At 74.2% G+C, this 24,182-nt stretch carries 26 protein-coding genes and 1 pseudogene; 21 read left to right on the top strand and 6 right to left on the bottom strand.

Annotated features, from left to right (window positions below; all coding sequences use genetic code 11):
• Window positions 1-74: 74 nt before the first annotated feature.
• Window positions 75-326: a glutaredoxin family protein gene (locus tag H508_RS0100965; RefSeq protein ID WP_026372676.1), complete on the top strand. Its 252-nt coding sequence runs from the start codon at window positions 75-77 to the stop codon at window positions 324-326.
• Window positions 327-502: 176 nt separating this feature from the next.
• Here H508_RS0100965 and aspS read toward each other — a convergent pair whose 3' ends face one another.
• The 3 genes from aspS to H508_RS0100950 are packed head-to-tail and all read right to left on the bottom strand — an operon-like array spanning window position 503 to window position 2,853.
• Entirely contained in the window at window positions 503-1,825 is a 1,323-nt protein-coding gene (gene aspS / locus H508_RS0100960) for an aspartate--tRNA(Asn) ligase (protein ID WP_035253590.1), read from the bottom strand.
• Between the two features lie 10 nt (window positions 1,826-1,835).
• Window positions 1,836-2,117, bottom strand: a complete 282-nt coding sequence (locus H508_RS0100955; protein ID WP_026372674.1) for a flagellar basal body-associated FliL family protein — start codon at window positions 2,115-2,117, stop codon at window positions 1,836-1,838.
• A 25-nt stretch (window positions 2,118-2,142) separates the two neighbouring features.
• Window positions 2,143-2,853 carry a 3-keto-5-aminohexanoate cleavage protein gene (locus H508_RS0100950; protein WP_026372673.1) on the bottom strand — a complete coding sequence of 237 codons (711 nt, stop codon included), beginning with the start codon at window positions 2,851-2,853 and terminating at the stop codon, window positions 2,143-2,145.
• Window positions 2,854-2,923: 70 nt separating this feature from the next.
• Here H508_RS0100950 and H508_RS0100945 point away from each other — a divergent pair, with 70 nt between their 5' ends.
• From H508_RS0100945 to ccsB, 5 genes are read left to right on the top strand one after another with little or no spacing between them, the layout of a single operon-like run.
• Entirely contained in the window at window positions 2,924-3,565 is a 642-nt protein-coding gene (locus tag H508_RS0100945) for a histidine phosphatase family protein (protein ID WP_026372672.1), read from the top strand.
• A gap of 32 nt (window positions 3,566-3,597) precedes the next feature.
• On the top strand, window positions 3,598-4,158 hold the full coding sequence (locus H508_RS0100940) for a TlpA family protein disulfide reductase (protein ID WP_026372671.1): 561 nt from the start codon (window positions 3,598-3,600) through the stop codon (window positions 4,156-4,158).
• Window positions 4,158-4,901 carry a cytochrome c biogenesis CcdA family protein gene (locus tag H508_RS0100935; RefSeq protein WP_026372670.1) on the top strand — a complete coding sequence of 248 codons (744 nt, stop codon included), beginning with the start codon at window positions 4,158-4,160 and terminating at the stop codon, window positions 4,899-4,901. Before H508_RS0100940 ends, H508_RS0100935 begins: the two co-directional genes overlap by 1 nt.
• Window positions 4,885-6,540, top strand: a complete 1,656-nt coding sequence (gene resB, locus H508_RS13750; protein ID WP_084154891.1) for a cytochrome c biogenesis protein ResB — start codon at window positions 4,885-4,887, stop codon at window positions 6,538-6,540. Before H508_RS0100935 ends, resB begins: the two co-directional genes overlap by 17 nt.
• Before the next feature lie 60 nt (window positions 6,541-6,600).
• Complete coding sequence (gene ccsB, locus H508_RS0100925) at window positions 6,601-7,509, top strand: c-type cytochrome biogenesis protein CcsB (protein ID WP_051222706.1); 909 nt, start codon at window positions 6,601-6,603, stop codon at window positions 7,507-7,509.
• A 128-nt stretch (window positions 7,510-7,637) separates the two neighbouring features.
• Here ccsB and H508_RS0100920 read toward each other — a convergent pair whose 3' ends face one another.
• The gene (locus tag H508_RS0100920) at window positions 7,638-8,606 is read right to left on the bottom strand and encodes an o-succinylbenzoate synthase (protein ID WP_026372668.1); all 969 of its coding nucleotides are present in this window, start codon (window positions 8,604-8,606) and stop codon (window positions 7,638-7,640) included.
• Window positions 8,607-8,640: 34 nt separating this feature from the next.
• Between H508_RS0100920 and H508_RS0100915 the strand changes: the two genes are divergently transcribed.
• The 10 genes and pseudogenes from H508_RS0100915 (at window position 8,641) to H508_RS0100875 (ending at window position 17,041) form a co-directional block, all read left to right on the top strand.
• The gene (locus H508_RS0100915) at window positions 8,641-8,973 is read left to right on the top strand and encodes a hypothetical protein (RefSeq protein WP_026372667.1); all 333 of its coding nucleotides are present in this window, start codon (window positions 8,641-8,643) and stop codon (window positions 8,971-8,973) included.
• Window positions 8,974-9,005: 32 nt separating this feature from the next.
• Complete coding sequence (locus H508_RS0100910; RefSeq protein WP_026372666.1) at window positions 9,006-9,950, top strand: hypothetical protein; 945 nt, start codon at window positions 9,006-9,008, stop codon at window positions 9,948-9,950.
• Window positions 9,951-10,019: 69 nt separating this feature from the next.
• Complete coding sequence (locus H508_RS0100905) at window positions 10,020-10,406, top strand: hypothetical protein (protein ID WP_026372665.1); 387 nt, start codon at window positions 10,020-10,022, stop codon at window positions 10,404-10,406.
• Between the two features lie 65 nt (window positions 10,407-10,471).
• The gene (locus tag H508_RS0100900; protein WP_026372664.1) at window positions 10,472-11,581 is read left to right on the top strand and encodes a hypothetical protein; all 1,110 of its coding nucleotides are present in this window, start codon (window positions 10,472-10,474) and stop codon (window positions 11,579-11,581) included.
• A 52-nt stretch (window positions 11,582-11,633) separates the two neighbouring features.
• The gene (locus H508_RS0100895) at window positions 11,634-12,689 is read left to right on the top strand and encodes a hypothetical protein (protein WP_026372663.1); all 1,056 of its coding nucleotides are present in this window, start codon (window positions 11,634-11,636) and stop codon (window positions 12,687-12,689) included.
• 32 nt (window positions 12,690-12,721) lie between these two features.
• Window positions 12,722-13,618: a 1,4-dihydroxy-2-naphthoyl-CoA synthase gene (locus H508_RS0100890; RefSeq protein ID WP_026372662.1), complete on the top strand. Its 897-nt coding sequence runs from the start codon at window positions 12,722-12,724 to the stop codon at window positions 13,616-13,618.
• Window positions 13,619-13,649: 31 nt separating this feature from the next.
• Window positions 13,650-14,135 (top strand): annotated as a pseudogene (locus H508_RS13745) (AMP-binding protein); the annotation flags it as partial.
• Complete coding sequence (locus tag H508_RS17970) at window positions 14,133-14,663, top strand: AMP-binding enzyme (RefSeq protein WP_342663254.1); 531 nt, start codon at window positions 14,133-14,135, stop codon at window positions 14,661-14,663. The pseudogene H508_RS13745 and the gene H508_RS17970, both read left to right, overlap by 3 nt.
• A 282-nt stretch (window positions 14,664-14,945) precedes the next feature.
• Window positions 14,946-15,902: a 1,4-dihydroxy-2-naphthoate polyprenyltransferase gene (locus tag H508_RS0100880; protein WP_051222455.1), complete on the top strand. Its 957-nt coding sequence runs from the start codon at window positions 14,946-14,948 to the stop codon at window positions 15,900-15,902.
• Between the two features lie 44 nt (window positions 15,903-15,946).
• Window positions 15,947-17,041 carry a hypothetical protein gene (locus H508_RS0100875; protein WP_156905945.1) on the top strand — a complete coding sequence of 365 codons (1,095 nt, stop codon included), beginning with the start codon at window positions 15,947-15,949 and terminating at the stop codon, window positions 17,039-17,041.
• 22 nt (window positions 17,042-17,063) lie between these two features.
• Here the strand turns inward: H508_RS0100875 and H508_RS13740 are convergent, their stop codons facing one another.
• Window positions 17,064-17,486 (bottom strand): DUF4229 domain-containing protein, encoded by a 423-nt coding sequence (locus H508_RS13740; RefSeq protein WP_035253588.1) that lies wholly within the window; start codon window positions 17,484-17,486, stop codon window positions 17,064-17,066.
• Window positions 17,487-17,537: 51 nt separating this feature from the next.
• On the opposite strand from H508_RS13740, the gene H508_RS13735 reads away from it, so the two are divergent.
• From H508_RS13735 to H508_RS0100845, 5 genes are read left to right on the top strand one after another with little or no spacing between them, the layout of a single operon-like run.
• Window positions 17,538-17,981 (top strand): PLDc N-terminal domain-containing protein, encoded by a 444-nt coding sequence (locus tag H508_RS13735; protein ID WP_084154889.1) that lies wholly within the window; start codon window positions 17,538-17,540, stop codon window positions 17,979-17,981.
• Complete coding sequence (menD, locus tag H508_RS0100860; protein WP_245569416.1) at window positions 17,974-19,638, top strand: 2-succinyl-5-enolpyruvyl-6-hydroxy-3-cyclohexene-1-carboxylic-acid synthase; 1,665 nt, start codon at window positions 17,974-17,976, stop codon at window positions 19,636-19,638. Before H508_RS13735 ends, menD begins: the two co-directional genes overlap by 8 nt.
• Window positions 19,622-20,479, top strand: a complete 858-nt coding sequence (locus H508_RS13730; RefSeq protein ID WP_035253586.1) for an SDR family NAD(P)-dependent oxidoreductase — start codon at window positions 19,622-19,624, stop codon at window positions 20,477-20,479. Before menD ends, H508_RS13730 begins: the two co-directional genes overlap by 17 nt.
• Window positions 20,479-21,687 (top strand): AI-2E family transporter, encoded by a 1,209-nt coding sequence (locus H508_RS13725; RefSeq protein WP_051222452.1) that lies wholly within the window; start codon window positions 20,479-20,481, stop codon window positions 21,685-21,687. The genes H508_RS13730 and H508_RS13725 overlap by 1 nt, the downstream gene beginning before the upstream one ends.
• A 9-nt stretch (window positions 21,688-21,696) precedes the next feature.
• Window positions 21,697-22,548, top strand: coding sequence for a PPK2 family polyphosphate kinase (locus tag H508_RS0100845; RefSeq protein ID WP_026372658.1), 852 nt, complete (start codon window positions 21,697-21,699; stop codon window positions 22,546-22,548).
• A 424-nt stretch (window positions 22,549-22,972) separates the two neighbouring features.
• On the opposite strand, the gene H508_RS0100840 is transcribed toward H508_RS0100845, so the two are convergent.
• Window positions 22,973-24,181 (bottom strand): isochorismate synthase, encoded by a 1,209-nt coding sequence (locus H508_RS0100840; protein ID WP_051222450.1) that lies wholly within the window; start codon window positions 24,179-24,181, stop codon window positions 22,973-22,975.
• Window position 24,182 lies beyond the last annotated feature (1 nt).

The raw sequence follows: 24,182 nt of genomic DNA, 5'->3' as shown, positions 1-24,182 counted from the left end.
TTGCAGCCAAGGCCGGGACCTGCACTCGCAGGCTCCCGGCCTCTGCTTGTCTGGCCGGTGTCTAGGCTGGAGCGATGGTCGAGATCACGCTCATCACGAAGCCCGGCTGCCACCTCTGCGATGACGCGCGGCCGATCGTCGAGCGCGTCGTCGCCGGTTTCGATGAGGTGACGCTCACGGAGCTGTCGATCCTCGACGACGCGGCGCTCGCGGAGCGCTACAGCGACGACATCCCGGTCGTGCTCATCGACGGCCGCCAGCACTCCGCGTGGCGGGTCGACGAGGCGAAGCTGGCCGATCGGATCCGGACGCGGCTCGGCGCCTGACGCTCTCGCTGGTTCGTCTCGATACGCGCGCTGCGCGCGCTACTCGACGAGCGGGTGGACGCGCTGCGCGCGCTGCTCGACGAGCGGGTGGGTGCGCGCTACTCGACGAGCGGGTGACGCGCTGCGCGCGCTACTCGACGAGCGGGTGAGTGCGCGCTATTCGACGAGTGGAGGCGCTACGGCTTCAAGCGCGTCGGGCCGCGGAAGAGGTACGTCGTCTCGCGGATCGAGCCCAGGCCCAGCATGAGCATGACGACGCGGGCGAGGCCCATGCCGAAGCCGCCGTGCGGGGGCACGCCGTAGCGGAAGAAGTCGAGGTACTCCTCGAGCTCCGACGCATCCATGCCCTTCTCGGCGATCTGCGCCTCGAGCACGTCGATGCGGTGCTCGCGCTGCGCGCCCGTGGAGATCTCGACGCCGTTGTAGATGAGGTCGTACGAGTTCGTCACGTCGCCGCGGCCCTCGGGGCGCAGGTGGTAGAACGGCCGCACGCCGGAGGGGTACTCGGTCACGAACACGAAGTCGTGGCCCATCGTCTCCTTGATGTGCGCCGAGATCTGGCGCTCCGCCTCGGGGTCGAGGTCGCCGTCGGCGCGCTCGATCGTGTGGCCGCGACCCTCGACGATCGCCTTCACCTCGGCGTGGGGGATGCGCGGGAAGGGCAGCGTCGGGACCTCGAGCGTGATGCCGAAGCGCTCCTCGATCTCGGCGCCGTGCCGCTCGACGACCGCGGCGACCGCCTTCGCGAGCAGCTGCTCGTGCAGCTGCATCACGTCCTCGTGCGAGTCGATCCAGGAGATCTCGGAGTCGATCGACGTGAACTCCGTCGCGTGGCGGCTGGTGAACGAGGGGTCGGCGCGGAAGGCCGGGCCGATCTCGAAGATCTTGCCGAAGCCGGCCGACTGCGCCATCTGCTTGAAGAGCTGCGGCGACTGCGCGAGGTAGGCGGTGGTCTCGAAGTAGGGCACCTCGAAGAGCTCGGCGCGCGACTCGGAGGCGGTGGCCATGAGCTTCGGCGTGTGCAGCTCGATGAAGCCCTCGTCGATCCAGTGCTGGCGCATCGCGTGCTCGATCGTCGTCTGCACGCGGAAGATCAGCTGCGCCTCCGGGCGGCGCAGGTCGAGGAAGCGCCAGTCGAGGCGCTTGTCGATCGACGAGTCGTCGGCGATCGGCGAATCCTTCGCGACCGACTCGACCACGAGCGAGCCGACCTTCACCTCGAGCCCGCCGAGCTTGACGCGCTCGTCGGCCTTGAGGTCGCCCGTCACGGTGATGAACGAGCCGTGCATGAGCGCGGAGATCGTCGCGGCGGTCTCGGCCGTGTCGTCGTTGACCGGGTTGACGAGCTGGGCGGCTCCCGACTCGTCGCGCAGGATGACGAACTGCACGCGCTTCTGGTCGCGCACCGTCTCGACCCAGCCCTGCACCTTCACCGGCCCGTCCGGCAGCGACGCGAGGTCGGCGATGAGCGTGCGGGGGAGCGAGGTCGGCTGAGTCACGCGCTCGATCCTACCTTCGGCGCTCCGGCGCCCACCGCGCGATCGCGACCCAGCCGGCGACGAGTGCGACGGCCGACGCGCCGAGCGCGACCCAGCCCGCCGCGGCCGGCACCGACGCATCCGTCCCGTCCGAGGCGACGAGCAGCCAGACTCCCGCGCCCGCGAGCGCGACCACGACGAGCGCGACCGTGCCGCCGTGCGCGCGGTGCGCGATCGAGCCGGCCCACACCCACAGCATGGCGGCGCCGGCTGCGACGAGCAGCGCGGCGACGAGGGGCACGAGGAGGGGCACCCCTCCATCCTGTCGTGCTCGCGCCTCAGCCGTGCGCGAGCGCCGCGCGCACGAGCGCGGCGTTGCCGGGCGCGATCGAGCCGTCGGGCAGGGCGAGCGAATCCTCGAGGCCGGCGCGGGTCGGGACGCCCCACGCGGCGGCGAGGCGGATGGCGTGCCACGTCGAGCGCTCCTCGCCGTGCAGGAGCACGGGGACGTCGGGCTCCGCGGCGCGCGCGCCCTCGACGAGCGCCCGCGCGAGCGACTCGACCTCGGCGGCACCCGCGATGTCCTGGATCTCGACGAGCACGCGGTCGCTCTCGCCGCGGCGCGACCAGCGCAGCCACCGCTCGAGCCCCTCGCGGTGCCAGATGCCGGCCTCGACGCTCACGCCGCGCTCGAGCAGCGCCTCGGCGACCGCTTCCGCGCCGCCCTCGTGCGCGTTGACCGAGGCGAAGTCGGGCAGGTCCCTCCAGCCCTCGATCGCGGCGAGCCGAGCCGCCGCATCGCCCGTCCACGCACCGGTCGTGACGCCCACCGGCACGTCGACCGCGCCCCGCACGGCGCGCAGGAAGCGCGCGACGTCGGCCGGCGCGAGGCTGTCGCGCCCCGTCGGATCCTTCGGGTGCACGTGCACCGCGAACGCGCCCGCGTCGACCGCCTCGCGCGCCTCCGCCGCGACGACCGCCGGATCGGCCGCGAGCCGCGGGTGCTCGAGCGGCAGCCGCGGGCCGTTCACGCACGCCTTCACCCGCATGCCGGGAGCCTACGGCGGCTGCTCGCCCTCACCTCCGCCGCGCATAGACTCCGCAAGTACGATTGAGGTCATGCCCGCCCGTCGCCTCCATCTCGTGCGCCATGGCGAGGTGCACAACCCGGAGCGCATCCTCTACGGGCGGCTGCCCGGCTACCGCCTCTCCGAGCGCGGCGAGCGGATGGCCGAGCTCGCGGCCGAGCACCTCGCGGACCGGCCGGTCGTGCGCCTCGCCGCGAGCCCGCTCGAGCGCGCCCAGCAGTCGGCGCAGCCGTGGGCGGAGCGCTTCAGCCTCGAGATCCGCACCGAGCACCGCATCATCGAACCGACCAATCAGTTCGAGGGGAAGACCTTCGAGGCGAGCGGCGCGCTGCGCCACCCGTCCGCGTGGCCGCTGCTGCGCAACCCCTTCCGCCCCTCGTGGGGCGAGCCCTACACCGCCATCGCGCAGCGCGTCATCGCCGCGATGGAGGACGCGTGGGACGAGCTCGACGAGTCCGCCGACGACGGCGACATCGTGATGGTGAGCCACCAGTCGCCCATCTGGATCTCGCACCTCGCGCTCGCGGGCAAGCCGCTCTGGCACGACCCTCGCAAGCGCCGCTGCCAGCTCTCGTCGATCACGAGCTACGTCCGCCGCGACGGACGCATGGTCGAGGTCGACTACGCCGAGCCGGCCGCGGGCGTCGACGCGGTCGACGCGGGAGCGGTGTGAGCGGCGCGGCGGCGAGGGGTCGCGGGCGGCGGATGCGCGTGGGCGCGTTCGCGCTCGCTGCGCTCGCGCTCGCGGGCTGCTCGAGCGCCGACGGCGTGGCCGGCCAGGTCGGCGACGCCGGCTACATCGCCGGCGACGGCTTCGTGACCGAGGTGCCGCTCGAGGAGCGGCAGGCGCCGGGCGAGTTCGGGGGACCGCTCGCGGACGGCGGCGAGCTGCACTCGAGCGAGCTCGACGGCGTCGCGCTCGTGAACTTCTGGTACGCCGCGTGCCCGCCGTGCCGCGTCGAGGCGCCCGTGCTCGCCGAGCTGCACGCCGAGTTCGGCGACGAGGTCGATTTCCTCGGCGTCAACACGCGCGACGGCGCGGCGCAGGCGATCGCGTTCGAGGAGCAGTTCGGCATCGACTACCCGTCGATCCTCGACGACGAGAGCGCCGAGGCGCAGCTCGCGTTCACCGGCATCGTCGCGCCCAACGCCGTGCCCTCGACGCTCGTGCTCGACAAGGAGGGCCGCGTCGCGGCGCGCGTCTCGGGCGCCGTCTCCGACACGAGCATCCTCGCGACGCTGCTGCGGGAGGAGCTCGAGCGGTGATCGCCGCCTTCGACCCCGCGGGCTCCGTGCTGAGCGGCCAGCTGCTCGTCTCCGTCCCGATCGCGCTGCTCGCCGGCATCGTCTCGTTCGCGAGCCCGTGCATCCTGCCGCTCGTGCCCGGCTACCTCGGGCTCGTCGGCTCGCTCGTCGGCGAGCAGGGCCGCGGCCGCGGTCGCCTCGTCGGCGGCGTCGGCCTCTTCATCGCGGGCTTCACGCTCGTGTTCGTGCTCGGCAACGCGATCGTCGGCGCCGTCAGCTCGTTCCTGCTGCAGCACGGCGACACGCTCGTGCGCATCCTCGGCGGCGTGCTCATCGTGCTCGGCCTCGTCTTCGTCGGCCAGTTCTCGTTCCTCCAGCGCATCTGGAAGCCGCAGCAGGTCAAGGCCGGCGGCCTGTGGGCCGCCCCGCTCGTGGGCGTCGTCTTCGCCCTCGGCTGGACGCCGTGCTCGGGCCCGACGCTCGCGGCCATCAGCGCGCTCACCGTCACGACCGGCTCGGCGTGGCAGGGCGCGCTGCTCGGCCTCGCCTACGCGCTCGGCCTCGGCATCCCGTTCCTGCTGCTCGCGCTCGGCCTCGGCTGGGCCGGCGGCGCCGTCGCGTGGATGCGTCGGCACATCCGGGCCATCAACGTCGCCGGCGGCGCGATGCTCATCGGGATCGGCGCGCTGATGGTCACGGGCGCGTGGAACGCCATCATGCAGTCCCTCCAGGGTTGGATCGCGAGCGTTGTCACCGTCATCTGATCCGCTGCGGCCCGGCGACCACGTCGACTCCGCCGCCGCGCCCTCGCAGCCGCCGCTCGGCGTGCGCGGCTGGGCGCGCTTCCTCTGGCGCCAGCTCACCTCGATGCGCACCGCCATCGTGCTGCTGCTCCTGCTCGCGGTCGCCGCGATCCCCGGCAGCCTCGTGCCGCAGGAGTCGAGCGACCCGAACGGCGTCATCCAGGTGCGCGCCGACAACCCCGAGCTCGTCTGGCTCTACGACGCGCTCTCGCTCCACGACGTCTACTCGAGCCCGTGGTTCTCGGCGATCTACATCCTGCTGTTCACGTCGCTCGTCGGCTGCGTCGTGCCGCGCCTCGCCCACCACTGGAAGGCGATGCGCGCCAAGCCGCCGCGCACGCCCGCGCGCCTGTCGCGGCTCGTGGGCTTCCAGACCGTGCCGGGGGACGCATCCGACCTCGACCGCGCCGAGCGCGTGCTGCGCCGGCTCGGCTACCGCACCGCGCGCTACGGCGAGTCGGTCTCGGCCGAGCGCGGCTACCTGCGCGAGACGGGCAACCTGCTGTTCCACATCTCGATGCTCGGCCTGCTGCTCGTCATCGGGCTCGGCTCGGGCTTCGGCTACGACGGGCAGCGCCTGCTCGTCGAGGGCCGCGGCTTCGCGAACACGCTCTCGAGCTACGACTCGTTCTCGTCGGGGCAGTGGTTCGACGAGGGCTCGCTCGAGCCCTTCGCGGTCGTGCTCGACGACCTCGAGGTCGAGTACGAGACCGAGAACCGCGACGCGATCGGCGCCCCGCTCGACTTCACCGCGCTCGTGTCGGTCACCGAGGACGGCGCCGAGCGCGACGCGCAGATCAAGGTCAACGAGCCGCTGGGCGTCGCGGGCGCCGACCTCTACCTCATCTCGAACGGCTACGCGCCGCGCGTCTCGGTGCGGGATGCGTCGGGCGAGGTCGTCTACGACCAGTACACGCCGTTCCTCGCGCAGGACGACGCGATGACGAGCCTCGGCGTCATCAAGCTGCCGGACGGGCTCGAGGAGCAGCTGGGCCTGCGCGGCTTCTTCTACCCGACCGCGGTGCCGCTCGACACCGGTGCGCTCGCCTCCGCCTACCCCGACCTCGCGAACCCCGTGCTCTCGCTGCAGGCGTTCGCGGGCGACCTCGGCCTCGACGCCGGCATCCCGCGCTCGGTGTACGCGCTCGAGACCGACGAGATGACGCAGATCGCGGGCGGCGACTCGGGCACGGATGCGCTGACGCTCGCGCCCGGGCAGACGATCGACATCCCCGGCGGACTCGGCACGATCACGTTCGAGGACGTGCGGCGCTACGGCGTCATCGAGGTGCACGTCGACCACACGCAGACGCCGGTGTTCTGGATCACGGTGCTGCTGTTCGCCTCGCTCCTCGCCTCGCTCCTCGTGCCGCGCCGCCGCATGTGGGTGAAGGCCGTGGGCGACGGCCGGCTCGAGCTCGCGGGGCTCGCGCGCGGCGAGGACCCGACGCTCGAGCGCGCGGTCGACGACCTCGCGCGGCGGCTCGTCGACGAGGGCTCGGCGGCGCGCGGCGACGATGCGCCGGCGGCGACGGATGCGGTCGGTGCGACCGCGGGCGAGGCCCGGCCGGCAGGGCCCACTGATAGGCCGCGAGAGTAGGATCCCGCCGTGCCTCCCGCTGAACTCGACGCCTGGTCGCTGCTGCTCGTGTACTCGGCCATGGCCGTCTACACGCTCGCATTCGTCGCCTACGCGGTCGACGTCGCGCGCCGCTCGGCTGCGACCGCGGTGCCGGAGGAGGCGCGCGAGCTCGTCGGCGCGGGTGCTTCCGGTGCGCCCGCGACCGGTGCACCCGCGCGACCCACCGCATCCGCCCCCGCCACTGCCCCGGCCGGCCGCCCGGGCCGCGGCGCGCGCATCGGCTTCGCGCTCATCGTGATCGCGTGGGCGCTGCACCTCGGCGGCGCCGTCATGCGCGGCCTCGCCGCGGGCCGTGTGCCGTGGGCGAACATGTACGAGTTCGCGCTCACGGGCGTCGCTGTCATCGTCGGCGTCTTCGTGCTCTCGCGGCTATGGCGCGACTTGAACTTCCTCGGCGTGTTCATCTCTGGCCTCGCGACCGTCTTCCTCGGCGTCGCGACCGTCAACTTCTACGTCACGCCGACGCCGCTGCCGCCGGCCCTGCAGTCGTACTGGCTCGTCATCCACGTCTTCGTCGCGACGCTCGCGACCGGCTTCTTCGCGCTCGGCTCGGGGCTCAGCGTCCTGCAGCTCATCAAGGAGCGGCGCTCGAGCGGCTTCCTCCGCGCCCTGCCCTCGACGGTGCAGCTCGAGGATCTCGCCTACCGCGTCGGCGTCATCGGCTTCATCTTCTGGACCTTCACGCTCATCGCCGGCGCCATCTGGGCTGAGCACGCGTGGGGTCGCTACTGGGGCTGGGACACGAAGGAGGTCTGGACCTTCGTGATCTGGGTGATCTACGCCGGCTACATCCACGCGCGGGCGACGCGCGGCTGGCGCGGCTCGCGCTCGGCGTGGCTGCAGCTCGTCGGCTTCGCGGCGATCATCTTCAACTACTCGGTCGTGAACCTGTTCTTCAAGGGGCTGCACGCCTACAGCGGCCTCTAGGCCTCCGCTCGGGGCGGCGCCGTCGCGAGCGGCGGTGATCCGCGCGACGGCAGCGCGATGCGACCGCTCCTCGCGACCGATCCGCCGGATCGCCGCTGCTCGCGGCATGGAGGGCCGGGCCCCGCCCCTCAGAGGTGGGGGAGCGCCGCCGCGAGCCGCGCCCGCCAGTGCTCGACTCGCTCGGGCGGCGCGGCGTGCGCCTCGAGCAGCGCCGGGTCGGGCGAGACTCGGCCGACCGGGATCGCGCCGGCCGCCGGCACGAGCGGCACCGCGACGTCGGCCGCGAGCAGCGCGCCGGTGCCGAGCCCGCAGTCGAAGGGCAGCTCGGGCAGCGCGCCCGCGAGTCCCGCGCCCATCGAGAGGCCCACGGAGGTGTCGAGGGCCGAGGAGACGACGGCCGGCAGCCCCGCCTCGGCGACGATCTCGAGCGCCGCGCGGATGCCGCCGAGCGGCTGCGCCTTCACGACGACGACGTCGGCGGCGCCGGCCCGCGCGACGAGCAGCGGGTCCTCCGCCTTCCGCACCGACTCGTCGGCCGCGATCGGGATGTCGAGCTTCCGCACGCGCGAGCGCAGCTCGGCGAGCTCGGACACCGTCGCGCACGGCTGCTCGACGTACTCGAGGTCGAAGCGCTCGAGCGCCCGGATCGCCGACTCCGCCTCGTCGAGGTTCCAGCCGCCGTTCGCGTCGAGCCGGATGCGCACGTCGGGCAGCAGCGCCCGCACCTCGGCGACGCGGGCGACGTCGTCGGCGAGCACCTGGCCGCGCTCGGCGACCTTGACCTTCACCGTGCGGCAGCGGTCGTAGCGCGCGAGCACGCCCGCGACCGCGTCGGGCGCGACCGCCGGCAGCGTCGCGTTCACCGGGACCTTCTCGCGCACGGGGGCGGGCCGCTCGCTACCTGCGTCCTCGAGCGCGGCGCGCAGCCACCGCGCGGCCTCCTCGGGCTCGTACTCGAGGAACGGGCTCCACTCGCCCCAGCCCGCGGGCCCCGAGAAGAGCGCAGCCTCCCGCACCTCGACGCCGCGGAAGCGCGTCGCGAGCGGCAGCGAGACGACATGCATGCGGTCGGCGAGCCGCTCGAGGGCGAGGTCCACGCGCCCATGCTCGCACGCCTGCCATGATCGTCCCGTGGAGCTGCCCTGGGTCATCGAGACGCGCGCCGCGCGCACCCGTCGCCGCAATCCCGTCTGGGGCATCCTCGCGCTCGTGGCCGCGGTGCTGTGCGGCGCGATGCTGCTGCTGTGCTTCGGCATCGCCGTCGTCGACCTCGACGGCCTCGTCGTGTGGCTGCTGCCGGTGTGGGGCATCTTCACGCTGCTCGGCCTCTGGTTCGCGATCGCGGCGCTCGCGAAGCGCGGCACCGCGAACATCACGATGGCCGCGATCGCCGGCGGCCTGCTCGTCATCTCCAACCCGGTCGTCTTCCTCATCATCGGCTTCGCGCTCGGCCTCCTGCAGTAGACCGGGGCGGATGCGGTGGCATCCTTGGTCGCATGGCGACGGCGCCGCAGTTCCACATGCCCGAGGCGGATCCGGTGCTGCCGGAGCGCGCAGCCTCGCGCCGGGCGATGATCGCGATCGCGCTCGTCGCGCTCCTCGTCGGCATCGCAGGCACGCTCGGCGTGCAGGCGCTGCTCGAGCGCAGCGGCCCCCGCTCCGAGCAGGCGGCGCGCGAGGCGGTGCTGGCCTACCTCGAGGCGATCGCGACGGGGGACGACGAGGTCGCCGAGGAGGCGCTGCTCCCCTCGGCCGAGCGGGCCGCGGCGCTCCCGAGCACCATCGCCGAGGAGGGCCGGCTCCGCTCACCCCGCGTCGCCGCGATCGAGCTCGGCGACGGCACGGCGCGCGTCGACGTCACCTACCTCATCGCCGAGCGCACCGTGCTGCGCGAGATCGACGCCGTCTACGCCGACGGCGCGTGGCGCATGCAGCGCACGCTCGGCGAGCCCGTCGCGATCACGACCGCGCTCTCGGTGCCCGTGCAGGTCGACGGCATCGGCGTCGTGCCCGCGACCGGCAGCCTCCTGCTGCTGCCCGGCAGGCACACGATCGCCGCGATCGACGCGCCGCTCGTCACCATGCCGGCCGCCTCGTTCGAGACCGACGGCGACCCGCGCTCGGGCGTCGCGGTCGACCTCGCGCCGACCCTCACCGACGCCGCGATCGACGCGCTCGAGGCCGCCGGCCGCGGCTTCGTCACCGAGTGCGTCGCCGACCGCTCGTGCGCGCTTCCGCCCGACTTCGACGCCTCGCAGCTGCCGCGACCCATCGTCGTGCCGCGCGCCGGGCAAGCGGGGGAGGTCGCCGTGCAGGTGCCGATCGCGTCGGGCGAGGTGGGGACGTCGCTCGAGGTCGTCGGCTTCATGGATCCTACGCTCAGCGCCTTCGAGGGCATGCGCTGCGCCCTCGCGGGAGCCGAGCCGCGCAGCTGCGGCTGACGGCGGGCGTGTGCGGATGCCTCCGCGCGCCTGCCCGGCCGGCTGCCGCGCCGCTCGTAGCATCGGGCGATGCTCGAAGAACTCCTCGCAGAGGCCGACCACCGCGCGCCTCGCGCGCCGCGCGCCGTGCGCGACCGGCGCGCCGCCCGCCTCGGCGCGATGTCGCTGTGGCTCATGCTCGGCGCGCTCGTGCTGCAGGGCGTCTCGCTCGTGCAGCAGCTGAGCTACCTCTTCGCGCCGCGGCCGGGCGAGCTGCCCGTGCTCGTCGTCCTGCTCGTGCTCGCGGTCGCAGCGGGCCTCGCGGCGGTCGTCGTCGGCTGCCTCGCGGCCAGGAGCGCGGATGGGCGACGGTCGGGCGTCTTCGGCGCCGCCCTCGCGCTCGCCTTCCTCGTGCTCTTCGGCGCTGCGAGCTGGTTCGGCTGGGGCTTCCTCGGCGCGCTCTCCGCGCCGATCTGAGCCGCCTTCGTAACGATTCGCGCCGCGCGGGCGCGAACCGCGCATCCGACCGCCAGGATGGTCGCGTGTCGACGACGATGCCCGAGTTCGAGATGCCGGAGGTGCCGCCGCCGGCCGGCCCTCCCGCGGACGCGTCTCCCGGTCTCGCGGGCGCCTCGATCGGCCCCGCCTCGACTGCCGCGGATGTGTCGACCGTGCTGGGCGCCACCGAGCTGACCGTCGAGTCGGCGCCGGTCGCGTCCGCGCCCGCGCCGCGGCCGCGGGTCGTCTGGCGGCACGTGCTCGCGGCGGGGATCGTCGGCGCGCTCGTCGGCGCGGCCGTGCCCGCCGCGGTGCAGGCGCTCGACCGCGCGGCCGCCGCCGCAGAGGTCGACGGCCTCCGCTCGCTCGCAGAGGACTACCTCACCGCGATCGCGGAACGCCGTGCCGACGACGCGACGAGCCTCGTGCCCCTCGTCCGCCAGGCCGATCGCGCGGTCGCCGCACCGGCGGCGCTGCTCGCGAGCGCGCGCCCGATCGAGCGGCAGGAGGTGCGGATGGTGCACATCGACGGCGACGTCGGCTCGGTCGAGGTGCGCTACCGCGTCGCCGGTCAAGACGTGGAGCGGAGCCTCGAGGCCGAGCGCGTCGACGGTCGATGGCAGCTGCTCACATCGCTCGCGGAGCGCGCGAGCGTGCAGCCCTACGACGAGGCGTCGGCCTCGATCGGGGGCATCGACCTCGACGGCCGCGACCTGCGGCTCTACCCCGGCACCTACGCGCTCGACCGGGTCGAGGGACCGGTGCTCGCGACGGGCGGCGAGCGCTTCGTCGTCGACGGCGACCCTCAGAGCCCCACGGAGATCTGGGTGCAGCACGAGCTCGTCCCCGACCTCGCCGCGCTGGCGTCCGACTACGCGATCGCCGCGGCGGCCGCGTGCCAGCTCGATCGCTCGTGCGCGATCCCGGAGGGCGCGCTCCTCGGTGCGCAGGACGGCGTGCACGTGCAGTGGCGGATGGCGAGCGGACCGATCGTGCTCGGGGTGCCCCTCATGGCGACGACCGGTGCGACCTCCGAGTGGCTCGAGATGCAGGTGCAGCTGACGGTCGACGCCGAGGGCACGCCGGTGCTGTGGGAGTGCGGCCGGCCGGGCACGTTCGACGCGGCGCTCGTGCCTTGCCCGGCGCTCGGCTGAGCCGCGGAACCGACCGCTTCCCGCGCGCCCTCGGCGGGTGCATCATGAGCGCATGGCGGGCGAGATGCCGCAGTTCGAGATGCCGCCGCCGGTGGCTCCGAGGATCGAGGACGTGCCGCCCGCGGCGCCCTCGCCACCCGCGCCCGAGGTGCGCGAGAGCGCGGCCCTGCCCGACGCATCCGACCCCGTGTGCGCGAGCAGAGCGTTCCTCCTCAAGCACGTCGCCGCCGCGGCGCTCGTCGGGCTCGCGATCGGCGCCGGGGTGCCAGCGACGCTCGAGGCTGCCGAGCGGGCCGCCGCCGGCGCCGCGCTCGAGAGCCTCCGCGCGACGGCGCTCGACTACGTCGACGCGATCGCCGACGGCGACTCGCGCCGGGCGAGCGAGATGGTGCCCATCCGCGGGCTCGCGTACGCCGCGCCGCCGGAGGTGCTGCGCTCGGCCCGCCCGATCGAGGTGCCCGAGGTGGAGGTCGTGCACATCGAGGGCGACCGCGGCACCGCCGAGGTGCACTACCGGGTGCGGGCCGTCGACGTCTTCCGCACGCTGCAGGCCGAGCGGATCGACGGCGAGTGGCAGCTGCGCACCTCGCTCGCCGAGGCGCTCGACCTCGGCGACCTCGATCCCGGCACGCGCGCCTCGATCGTCGGCGTCGAGCTGACGGGGTTCCTGCCCGTGCTGCTCTACCCGGGCGTCTACGAGCTCGACGAGGTCGCCGGCCCCGTGCTCGTCGTCGGCGGCAACGTGTTCACGGTCGACGGCGACCCGCGCACGCCGAGCGAGCCGGAGCTGACCGTCACGGTCGTGCGCGCCGTCGGCGATCGCGCGACGGAGCTCGCCGCCGCCCAGGTCGACGCGTGCTGGCAGCGCAACGGCTGCCTCGTGCCGCACGCCTCGCGCATCGGCTTCGACGACCGCGTGCACGTCGCGGGCGTCGACCCGATCGCGCGCACCGTCGACCTCTCGGTCGGGTTCATGACGCTCGACGAGCCGGGCCGCGAGTCGTTCGACGTGCAGGTGCGCGTCACGCTCGACGAGCACGACCGGCCGCTGCGCTGGGAGTGCGGCGAGCCGGGCTGGTTCGGCACCGCGCTCGAGGCGTGCGGCTGACCCGCGCAGGCGGCGCTGGGTAGGCTGGCCCGGTGACCATCTCGCCCCTGTTCGATCCCGCCGAGTGGGGCGACGCGGAGCCCCGCTACGACGACATCACGGTGCACCGCTCGCGCGACGGTCGCATCGGCCGCGTCGCCTTCGACCGCCCCGAGGTGCGCAACGCCTTCCGCCCGCACACGGTCGACGAGCTGCACCGCGCGCTCGACGACCTGCGGCAGGACAGCCGGGTGGGCGTCGTGCTCCTCACCGGCAACGGCCCGAGCCCCAAGGACGGCGGCTGGGCGTTCTGCTCGGGCGGCGACCAGCGCATCCGCGGTCGCGACGGCTACCGCTACGAGGGCACCGACGCCGGCTCGATTGACCCCGCGCGGAGCGGCCGCCTGCACATCCTCGAGGTGCAGCGGCTCATCCGCTTCATGCCCAAGGTCGTCATCGCGGTCGTGCCCGGCTGGGCGGCGGGCGGCGGGCACTCGCTCCACGTCGTGTGCGACCTCACGATCGCGAGCGCCGAGCACGCGCGCTTCAAGCAGACGGATGCGGATGTCGGCTCGTTCGACGCCGGTTACGGGTCGGCCTACATGGCTCGGCAGACGGGGCAGAAGTTCGCCCGCGAGGTGTTCTTCCTCGCCCGGGAGTACAGCGCGGACCGAGCCCTCGCGGCCGGCGCGATCAACGCATCCGTGCCGCACGCCGAGCTCGAGTCGACCGCGATCGAGTGGGCGCGCGAGATCCTGACGAAGAGCCCGACGGCGATCCGGATGCTGAAGTTCGCGTTCAACGCCGTCGACGACGGGCTCGTCGGGCAGCAGATCTTCGCCGGCGAGGCGACGCGGCTCGCGTACGGCACCGACGAGGCGGTCGAGGGTCGCGACTCGTTCCTCGAGAAGCGGGAGCCCGACTGGTCGGGCTACCCGTGGCACTACTGAAGCACCGAGACCGGACGGACCGCGCGAGCAGGGGAGGAGAGCGATGACGATCGTCGTGGAGACCAGCGGGTCGAGCGGCAAGCCCAAGCGCGTCATCATCTCCGATGAGGCCGTGCAGGCGTCGACCGAGGCCGCGATCGAGCGGCTCGGCGGCCCGGGCCAGTGGGTGCTCGCGCTGCCCGAGCAGTACATCGCCGGCAAGAACGTCATCTGGCGCAACGCCGTCTCGGGCGCGCCGCTCGTGCGCACCGAGGGCGCGTTCACGGCGGAGGCGTTCGTCGAGGCTGTGCAGAGCCTCGAGCACGAGCGGAAGTACACGTCGCTCGTGCCGACGCAGCTCGCGCGGCTCGTCGACGCGGCCGCGCTCGACCGCTCGTTCATCGGGCCGATCGCGCGGCTCGACCGCATCCTGCTCGGCGGCCAGCGCGCGCCCTTCGGGCTCATCGAGCGCGCCGCGCGGCTCGGCTGGCGCGTGACCCGCACCTACGGCGCGACAGAGACGGTCGGCGGATGCGTGTGGGACGGCCGGCCGCTGCGCGACGTGAAGCTGCGCCTCACCGACCAGATCGAGATCGCCGGGCCGCAGCTCGCCGACGGCTACGACGACCCGGAGCTCACGGCGCAGCGCTTCGTCGTCGACGGCTCCGGCACGCGCTGGTACAAGACGGGCGACGCGGGCAGCCTCATCAGCGGCCTGCTGCAGGTCTCAGGCCGCATCGACGACGTCATCAACTCCGGCGGCATCAAGGTGTCGCTCGCGGCGGTCGAGCACGTCGTGCAGACCTTCGCGCCCGACGCGGTGGTCGTGGCGGCGCCGCACCCGGAGTGGGGCGAGGTGCCGGCGGTCGTCACGACGCTCAAGCCCTCGCTCGCCGAGATCCGCGCGGCGGTCGGCAATGCGCTCGGGAAGCCCGCGCGACCGAACCACCTCGTGACGGTCTCGGTGATGCCGACCACGGCATCCGGCAAGCCCGACCGCAAGCGCCTCACGCGGCTCGTCGCGAGCCGCACGCAGGAGCGGCGCCGCCGGGGGCTCTTCGGCTGACGCGCGCGTCTCCGCGGACCCGATCCCGCTGCCGCGGACCCGGGATCTCGGGTCCGGGCACCGAGACGGGGTCCGCGAAGCGCGTCGGCGGGCCGACTGAACCCGCGCTCGCCGACTCGACCGCTTCTCGCCGAGCCGACCCGCTCTCAGCGGGTCCCTCCGCCGAGCCGACCCGCTCGCACCCAGTGGACCCGCTGCAACGGGTCGAGTCGGCGAGCAGGGGTCGAGCCGGTGGGCGGCGGCCCGGTCGAGCGGCGCGCACGGCGACTACGATCGAAGGCGATGGCCAACCCCCGCTCCGGCAACCCCGCCAGGCGCGCGCAGCACGCTGGCACCGCTCCTTCGCCCGCGACCGCGCGCGACTGGATCGCCGCATCCCGCCCCCGCACGCTCGGCATGGCGGTCGCCCCCGTCGCGCTCGGCACCGCGGCCGCGTTCAACGCCGAGGGCTACCACCTCGGCATCGCGATCGCGTGCCTGCTGCTCGCCATCTGCATGCAGATCGGCGTCAACTTCGCGAACGACTACTCCGACGGCGTGAAGGGCACCGACGCCGTGCGCGTCGGCCCCGGCCGGCTCGTCGGCGCCGGCAAGGCAGCGCCCGAGGCGGTGCGCAACGTCGCGATCGGCTTCCTCGCCGCGGGCGCGCTCGCCGGCATCGCCGTCGTGGTGCTGAGCGGCCGGTGGTGGCTGCTCGCGGTCGGCGCCGTCTGCATCGTCGCCGCGTGGGGCTACACGGGCGGCAAGCGCCCCTACGGCTACTTCGCGCTCGGCGAGCTCATGGCCTTCCTCTTCTTCGGCCCCGTCGCGGTGTGCGGCACCGTGTACGCGATGCTCGGTCGCATCACCGACGACTCGATCGCGCTCGGCATCGCCATCGGCGCGATCTCGGCGGCGCTCATGCTGTGCAACAACCTGCGCGACATCGACACCGACCGCGCCGCCGGCAAGCGCACGCTCGCGACGCTGCTCGGCCGCGGCCCGTCGAAGGCGCTCTACGTGCTGCTCATGCTCGTGCCGTTCGGCATCCTGTGGGTCTTCTCGTACGCGCTCGCCTACGGCTTCGTCGTCTTCGCGGTGCTGCTGCTCGCGGGCCCGGCGATGGTCATCGTCATCACCTCGCGCACGCCGCGCGACCTCATCACCGCGCTCGGCCTCACCGGCATGACGGCGCTGCTCTACGGCGTCGGCCTCGCGGTCGCGATCTGGGGCGGCCCGGCAGGCTTCGTCGGCGCCTGAGCCGCTTGCGGCCGGCATCGCCGCCCGTGGGTGATGATGGATGCGTGCCGTCACCGATGCCGGAGTTCGAGATGCCGCCCGCGCGCCCGAACGCGGCGGCGAGCCCGACGGTCGAGACCGACGAGCCGCTGCCCGAGCAGGCAGCGCTCGACAGCGACTCGCGCGGCGACGACCCGTCGGTCGAGGCCGCGCGACGCCGCCGGCTCGTGGTCGGCGCCGTGCTGGCGGCGGCTCTCGTCGTCGTGGCGTTCGCCATCGGCGTCGCTCAGGCGGTGCAGCGCCACGCGCACACCGTTGCCACCGACGCGATCACAGCGGCGGCCCTCGACTACCTGACGGCGATCGCCGAGGGCCGCGGCGACGACGCGAGCGCGCTCGTGCCGGTCGAGGGCGAGGCGCCGCTGCTGACCGACGCGGCGCTCGCGGACGCCGGGCGCATCCAGGCCTTCCGCGTCGAAGGCGTCGAGCTCGATGGCGATGCGGCCACGGTCACGGTCGCCTTCCGCAGCGGGCAGGGCCCGGTCGAGCACGAGCTCGACGCGGTGCGCGAAGGCGGCACGTGGCGCCTCACGACCACGCTCGCGGAGCACGTCGTGCTCGACGAGGCCGTCTTCGGTCCGCTCCCGCGGCTGCGGGCGATCGAGATCGGCCGAGACCGCGGCACGCTGCTCTACCCCGGCAGGTATCGCAGCGAGCCGTACGAGCACGGGCTCGTGAGCATCGAGCCGATGATGCTCGTGATCGACGGCGACCCCCGCACGGGCATCACTCCCGGGCCCGGGTCGGGCTCGTGGGGCGCGCCGTGGAGCGTGCCGACCGCCGTGCTCGACGGTGCTCCGGAGCGCGCGCTGTCGCATGCCGTCGGCTGCCAGGCGGCCGACTCGTGCGCGGTGCCCGCCGGCGCGCTGCTGGTGCCCGGTGACAGCCGAGGGTTCGCGCTCGCGGACGGGGGTGCCGTCGAGTTCGACGTGCCGCTCCAGGTGCTCTCCGGCCCTGCCGACGGGCCTTCCCAGCTCTGGGTCGGTGTGCGCGCCTCCGCCGGCGCCGCTGGCGCCATCGACTGGCAGTGCAGCGATCCGGTCGGGCTCGACAACTCGGGAGGCGTGCCCGTCGAGCGCGACTGGGGCGCGTGCGCCTGACGACGCGGCGCAGCGCGACCCGTCAGGGGCGCGGCTCGGATGCGTCGTGCCCGTCGGCCGCGTCGGTCTGGCGGGCGGGCGGCGCCTCGGGTGCCGCGTCGGCGAGGTCCGCTCGAGCGGCGCTCGCGTCGACCGCGCCCGCGTCCGCGTCGCGCGCGACGCCTGCCGCCGGTGCGGCGCCCGCAGCGCCCGCGTCGAGCGCCTCGTCCTCGATGTCGGCGTCGTCGGGACCGGCGCCCTCGCGCTTGCGGCCCTGACGAATCCGCTGCAGGTCGCGCGCCGCCTCGTCGCGCAGCTTGCCGAAGAACACGATCGACGCGGCGAACGCGAACGCGAGCGCGACGAGCAGCGAGATCGGCCACGGCACGTCCGCGATCATCAGCAGCGCGAACGGCACGAGGAACAGCGCAGCGCGCACGACGAGGTAGCGCATCGAGGGGCCCATGCCCTCAAGTCTAAGAGCCGCGCCATAGGGAAGAGGCCTAGGGTGGGTGACATGAGATGGCTCATCCTCGGCGGGATCCTCGCCCTCGTGGTGACGGTCTATGCGCTCGTCGACCTCACCGTCACGGATGACCGTCGCATCCGCCGTCTCAACCGCGTGCTGTGGGTCGTGCTCATCGTCGTCGTGCCTGTCCTCGGCGCGATCGGCTGGCTCGCGTGGGGCAAGGGACCCCGCTCGGCGGCGCGCCCGATGGCCCCCGACGACGACCCCTCGTTCTCGCGCTCGACCCTCGTCTCCGACGAGGAGGCCGACCGCCGCATCGCCGAGCTCGAGGCGCAGCTCGCGGCGCTCGACGACGAGGACCCGCGCACCCCGCCCCGCACCGACCCTCGCCCCGACCGACCGGTCGTGGGCCCCGACGCCGGGGACGACCCCGACGACCCCGACGGGTCTGGCCGTCGCTCGCCCGATGACGGCGACGCGGCGCGTGCCTGACGCCCTTCCCGCCGCCGCCTACGCCGACCGGCTCGTCGCCGCGCTCGCAGACGCGGGCGTCGGCGACATCGTCGTCTGCCCCGGCTCGCGCTCGCAGTCGATCGCGCTCGCCGCTGCCCGCCTCGCCAGGGAGGGCACGCTGCACCTCCACGTGCGGATCGACGAGCGCTCCGGCGCCTTCCTCGCGCTCGGCCTCGCGCGCGAGACGCGCCGCCCCGTCGCGATCGTCGTGACGAGCGGCACGGCGCTCGCGAACCTCCACCCCGCGATGCTCGAGGCGCACCACAGCGACGTGCCGCTCATCGCGATCACCGCCGACCGGCCGACCGAGCTGCACGGCATCCGCGCCAACCAGACGACCCGCCAGGCCGGCATCTTCGGCGACGCGGCTCGCGTCGTGCTCGACGTGGGGGCGGATGCGCTGCGCGAGCCCGAGGACGACGCGGTCAGTGCCGTCCGTGCCGCGCTGGGCTGGCGCGACCGCAAGCACACCGAGCCGGGCCCCGTGCAGCTCAACATCGCCTTCCGCGAGCCGCTCTCGGGCGGGGCGCCGACGCAGCACCGCCGTGTCGAGCGGGTCGAGCGGCCGCCGACGCCGAGCGCGACGCTCCTGCCCGCGCCCCGCACGGTCGTGATCGCGGGCGCCGACGCGGGCGCCGCAGCGGTCGACGTCGCCGAGGCGCTCGCGGCGCCGCTGCTCGCCGAGCCGACCTCCGGCGCTCGCTTCGGCCGGCTGCTCGTGCCGCACGGGCGCGACGTCGTGCCGCAGCTCGCCGACGAGGTGCGGCGCGTCGTCGTGCTCGGCCACCCGACCCTCTCGCGCTCGGTGACCGGCCTCATCCGCCGGACCGACGTCGAGGTCGTCGTGCTCGGCCGCGCCGGGCAGGACAACGTGCGCGGCACGGGCGTCACGCGCGTGCTCGCCGGGCGCATCGAGGTCGAGCCCGCCGAGCCCGACGACGCCGACCGCGCGTGGGTCGAGCGCTGGCTGCACGCGGGCCGCGCGCTCGCCGACGCACGCGACGCCGAGGCGGCGCCCGACTCGGAGCTCACGCGCGCCGACTATGCGCGGGCGGAGCTCGCGGAGGGGCGCACGCCCATCACCCGCCGCGAGCTCGTGAGCCAGGTGTGGGACCGCACGTGGCCGCACGACCGGCTCGTCGTCGCGGCGTCGCGACTCATCCGCGAGCTCGACCTCGTCGCCGGACCGAAGGCGGTGCGCGCCCACGCCAACCGCGGGCTCGCCGGCATCGACGGCACCGTCAGCACCGCATCCGGCATCGCTCTCGCGCACGAGCGCGAGAGCGCTGGCGGCATCACGCGGCTGCTCATCGGAGACCTCGCGCTGCTGCACGAGGCCGGCGGCCTGCACGTGCCGCCGGGGGAGGAGCGGCCGCGGCTGCAGATCGTCGTCGGCAACGACAACGGCGGCAGCCTCTTCGAGCTGCTCGAGGTCGCCGGCAGCGCCGACCCCGGCGACTTCGCGCGCGTGCAGCGCACCCCGCACGACGTCGACCTCGAGCACCTCGCGGCCGCCTACGGCTGGCCGTTCGAGCGCGTCGTCGACCGCGCCGGCCTCCGGAGGGCCCTGTCGCAGCCGAGACCGGGCATCATCGAGGCAGTGCTGGAAGGGGGCGCGGATGCGCAAGGGCTCTGACACCGTCATCGACGGCTCGACGCGGATCGTCATCACCGGCGGCGGCAGCGGCATCGGCCGGCTCGTCGCGCTCGCCGCGGCGCGGAAGGGCGCCCACGTCGTGCTCTGGGACCGCGACGAGCGAGCGGCGCGCGCCGTGGTCGCCGAGATCGACGCGGAGCACGGCCGCGCGACCGCCGTCGTCGTCGACCTCACCGACGCCGACGCGATCGAGCTCGCGGCCGCCGAGACGCTCATGCTCGGCCCCGTCGGCGTCGTCGTCAACAACGCGGGCGTCATCTCCGGCAAGCCGCTCGCGTCGCTCAGCGTCGCGCAGATCGAGCTGACGATGCGCGTCAACGCGATCGCGCCCATCCTCGTCACGCGCGCCTTCCTGCCAGCGATGCGCGACGCCGGCCGCGGCCGCATCGTCACGGTCGCGAGCGCCGCGGGCTTCATCGGCGTCGCTGGCCAGACCGACTACGCGGCGAGCAAGTTCGCCGCGGTCGGCTTCATGGAGTCGCTGCGGGCCGAGCTGCGCAAGGAGCGCTCGCCCATCACGACCCTGACCGTCGCCCCGTTCTACATCGACACGGGCATGTTCGACGGCGTCACGACGAGGGTGCCGGCGCTGCTGCCGATCCTGTCGCAAGCGCGCGTCGCGACGCAGATCCTCGCCGCGATCGAGTCGCGCCGCACGCTCCTCGCGCTGCCGCCGCTCGTGCGCATCGTGCCGGCGATCAAGGCGCTGCCGACCGCGCTCGGCGACCTCGTGGCGGATGCGCTGGGCGTCAACGAGGGGATGGACGCGTTCCGGGGCCGGCAGGCCGCGCCCCGCGACGGCGAGCGGGCGCTCCGCTGATGCGTTGGCCGCGGCAGCGGCGGCAGCAGCCGGCGCCCGTCGTCCAGGCCGAGCCGCCGCGGGAGCGGTGGGCGCTCCCGCGCACGCTCATCGTGCTGATCTCGGTGATCGCCGTCATCGCCGTGCTCATCGCCCTCAACCAGGTCGCATCCTTCGTCGCGCCCGTCTTCCTCGGCCTCAACCTCGTGATCGCCGTCATGCCCCTGCAGCAGTGGCTGCTGCGCATCGGGGCGCCAAGGGTCGTCGCGGCGCTCGCGTCGATGCTGACGGTCTACGGCTTCCTCGTCGCGCTGCTGTGGTCGATCTACTGGTCGGTGCAGTCGCTCGTGACCGAGCTGCCCGGCTACTCGAGCGAGTTCAACCGGCTCTACCGCGAGACGCTCGCGTGGCTCGAGACGCTCGGCGTCTCGGAGGACGAGGCGCTCCAGCAGCTGCGGAACGCCTTCAGCCCCGGCGCGATCGCGAGCACCGTGGGCGCGCTCGCCTCGGACGCGGGCGTCGTGCTCGGCTTCGTCGCGACCCTCTTCGTCGTCATCTTCTTCCTCGCGTGGGACTCGATGCGGCTGCCCGACCGCATGCAGCGCATCGCGATCACGAACCCCGACCTCGTGCGCGGCGTCGACCGCTTCGCGGCCGGCGTGCAGCGCTACTGGGTCGTCACGACGCTGTTCGGCCTCGTCGTCTCGGCGCTCGACCTCGTCGCTCTCACGGCGCTCGGGGTGCCGCTCGCGCTCGTCTGGGCCGTCTTCGCGTTCGTGACCAACTACATCCCGAACATCGGCTTCGTGATCGGCACGGTGCCGCCGACGCTCATGGCGCTGCTCGCGAACGGCCCGCTCAACGCGCTGCTGACCGCGATCCTCTTCAGCGTCATCAACTTCGTCATGCAGTCGCTCGTGCAGCCGAAGGTCGCGGGCGACGCGGTCGGCGTGACGCCCGCGACCTCGTTCCTGTCGCTGCTCGTGTGGGCGTTCGCGCTCGGACCGGTCGGCGCGCTGCTCGCGCTGCCGGCGACGCTCGCCGTCAAGACGATGCTCGTCGACCCCGACCCGCGGCTCGGGTGGATGAGCAAGCTCATCTCGAACAAGGTCGACGCGGTGCCGCCGGGCAGGCTCGGCCGCGCCGTGTCGCCCGGGGTGCGGCCGCGCGATCAGCGGCCGCCCACCGCGGCGGTCCCCATCCAGGAGCCGCCAGCGTCGCGGGGCTAGTCTCCCGCCATGACTGCGATCACCGACGCGCTGCGCATCACCGGTCCCGTCGACCTGGCGAGCGTGAGCCCCGCATCCACCCCCGGGTTCGACGGCCGCAAGGCCGACGGGCAGCGGGCGCTCGAGGCGGGCGCCGAGCGCCTCGCCGAGCTGCAGGAGCGGCTCTTCGCCGAGAGCACCGCGGGCGGCGAGCGCTCGGTGCTGCTCATGGTGCAGGGGATGGACACCTCCGGCAAGGGCGGCATCATGCGGCACGTGGTCGGGCAGGTCGACCCGCAGGGCGTGCGCATCAAGGCGTTCAAGGCGCCCACCGAGGAGGAGCGCAGCCACGACTTCCTGTGGCGCATCGAGCGCGAGCTGCCGGCGCCGGGCATCATCGGCGTCTTCGATCGCTCCCACTACGAGGACGTGCTCATCCACCGCGTGCGCGGCCTCTCGGCGCCCGATGTGATCGAGGAGCGCTACGGCCGCATCGTCGAGTTCGAGCGGGGGATCGCCGAGCGCGGCATCTCGCTCATCAAGGTGATGCTGCACGTCTCGTTCGAGGAGCAGGGCACGCGGCTGCTCGAGCGCCTCGACCGGCCCGACAAGCACTGGAAGTACAACCCGGGCGACATCGACGAGCGCGAGCACTGGGATGCCTACATGGAGGCGTACGAGATCGCGATCGCCCGCACGGCCACCGAGCAGGCGCCGTGGCACGTCGTGCCCGCCGATCGCAAGTGGTACTCGCGGCTCGCGGTGCGCGAGCTGCTGCTCGAGGCGCTCGAGCGCATCGACCCGCAGTGGCCGACGGCCGACTTCGACGTGGCCGCCGAGCGCGCCCGGCTCGTCGGCGCGGGCGGCACCCCCGCGAGCTGACCGCGCGCTCGAGTGGCGCCTGCGGCCGGTGAGTGGCGTCCCCGGCAGGTGAGTGGCGCCCCCGGCAGGTGAGTGGCGAGCCCGGCAGGTGAGTGGCGCCTGCGGGATGTGAGTGGCGGATGCGTCGAGAGCGACTCGTGGTTTGCGGAAGTCGCCACTCACGCGCGGGAAACGCCACTCAGGCACGGGAGGCGCCACTCAGGCACGGGAGGCGCCACTCAGGCACGGGAGGCGCCACTCAGGCACGGGAGGCGCCACTCAGGCACGGGAGGCGCCACTCAGGCACGGGAGGCGCCACTCAGGCACGGGAGGCGCCACTCAGGCACGGGAGGCGCCACTCAGGCACGGGAGGCGCCACTCAGGCACGGGAGGCGCCACTCAGGCACGGGAGGCGCCACTCGACGGCCGGATCAGCGCGGGCCGGTCAGGGGAGGGGGTCGGCGAGCGCGTCGGTGATGGGGCGCAGCTTCACGGCCGTCTCGGCGAGTTCGGCGGCCGGGTCGGAGCCCGCCACGATGCCCGCGCCAGCGAACGCGCGGATGCCGCCGTCGGCCGCGATCTCGGCGCCGCGCAGCGCGATCACCCACTCGCCGCCGCCGTCGCCGTCGATCCACCCGACCGGCCCCGCGTAGCGGCCGCGGTCGACGCCCTCGAGCTCGCGGATGAGCGCGAGCGAGGCCTCGCGCGGCGTGCCGCCGACCGCAGCGGTCGGGTGCAGCAGCGCGAGCACGTCGAGCGTCGAGCGGTCGCCGAGCGTGCCGGTGATGTCGGTCGCGAGGTGCCAGAGGTTCGGCAGCCGCAGCGGGAACGGCTCCGACGCGCGCGCATCCGGCGCGAGCTCGCGCAGCACCGCCATCGCGGAGTCGGCCGCGAAGCGGTGCTCGCGCAGGTCCTTGTCGCCCGACGCGAGCGCCTCCGCGATCTCGGCGTCGCGCGACGGCGTCGCGCCGCGCGAGGCGGTCCCCGCGAGCACGCGCGAGAAGAAGTGGCCGCGGTGCGCGGCGATGAGCGTCTCGGGGCTCGCGCCGACGAGCCCGTCGACCGCGTAGGTCACCGCGTCCGGGTAGCGCTGCACGAGGCCGACGGCGACCGAGCGCACGTCGCCGTCGGGCGGCAGCTGGCCCACGCGATCCCGCGCGACGACGATCTTCTCGGCCTCACCGGCCCGGATGCGCTCGGTCGCCTCGGCCACGACGGCGCGGTAGCGCTCGGCGTCGATCTCGCCGTCGGCCAGTTCGACCCGCACCTCCTCCACCGCGGTGGGGTGCAGGCGTCCCTCGTCGCCGATCCACGTCACCCACTCGTCATCGCCGCGACGGCCCACGACGAGCTGCGGCACGATGAGCACGCTCGTCGCGGCCGACGCGTCGTCGAAGGCGAACGCGCCGAAGGCGACGAGGCCCGTGCCGGGGACGGCGACCGCGTCGTCGACGACCGCGTCCCGCGCGACGTCGCGCCACGCATCCGCCGCGTCCGTGAAGCGCGAAGGGCCCCGGAACTCGAGCCGCATCGCGACGCCCCGGCCGACGATGCCGTCGGCGCCGCGGCGGATCGCGAGCGGCCAGCGCGGCTCGGCGTGCTCGAGCAGCCGGCCGGGCTCCGCGCGCTCGGTGCGCACGTGCAGGCTGGGCATG

It is taken from the genome of Agrococcus lahaulensis DSM 17612, assembly GCF_000425105.1.
In the GTDB taxonomy this organism is placed as follows: domain Bacteria; phylum Actinomycetota; class Actinomycetes; order Actinomycetales; family Microbacteriaceae; genus Agrococcus; species Agrococcus lahaulensis.
This window is presented reverse-complemented; position numbering and strand designations above follow the sequence as displayed.